Source organism: Chitinophaga sp. CC14 (genome assembly GCF_048957795.1).
GTDB lineage: Bacteria > Bacteroidota > Bacteroidia > Chitinophagales > Chitinophagaceae > Chitinophaga > Chitinophaga ginsengisegetis.
This window is the reverse complement of record NZ_JARBFY010000014.1, coordinates 1-581: the sequence shown is the minus strand read 5'-3', so window position 1 is coordinate 581 and position 581 is coordinate 1. Positions and strand designations below refer to the sequence as shown.

At 42.5% G+C, this 581-nt stretch carries 2 tRNA genes and 1 rRNA gene; all 3 read right to left on the bottom strand.

What is annotated here, in order from left to right:
* Positions 1 to 221: 221 nt before the first annotated feature.
* Positions 222 to 295: transfer RNA gene (locus tag PV783_RS34500), tRNA-Ala, on the bottom strand.
* Between the two features lie 10 nt (positions 296 to 305).
* Positions 306 to 380, bottom strand: a tRNA-Ile gene (locus tag PV783_RS34495).
* Positions 381 to 516: 136 nt separating this feature from the next.
* Positions 517 to 581: ribosomal RNA gene (locus PV783_RS34490) — 16S ribosomal RNA — on the bottom strand; the annotation flags it as partial.

Below are 581 nucleotides of genomic sequence, written 5' to 3'. Positions count from 1 at the left end.
CGTCCTTCGTCGCCTCTTAGATCCTAGGCATCCACCATGCGCTCTTATTCGCTTTAAAAAATTTAGTATTTAGATATTACTATCTTGAATACAACTTGCATTTCCCAATATGTCAAAGAACTTTGATCAATAAAATTGATCGTAGATGATGTATGAGATCTGATCTCTGTGACTCTTTAGTCATTACATCTTATGTAAGAAGAAAACCTAAGGTGATTAAGTGGAGGATATCGGATTCGAACCGATGACCCCCTGCGTGCAAGGCAGGTGCTCTAGCCAACTGAGCTAATCCCCCGTAATCATTGTAGACCCGAGCAGATTTGAACTGCTGACCCCTACATTATCAGTGTAGTGCTCTAACCAGGCTGAGCTACGGATCTGTCTAGGTTGCCGGTTGGCGGTATTCACTCTCTCTAACCGATCCAGTCCATATTACCAACTTGGCGATTCTTCATCTATAAAAGAACTTAATAAATTAAAAGAAAGGAAACAACAGCTCAGGACAATGAGCTCTAAAAAGGAGGTATTCCAGCCGCACCTTCCGATACGGCTACCTTGTTACGACTTAGCCCCAATTACCG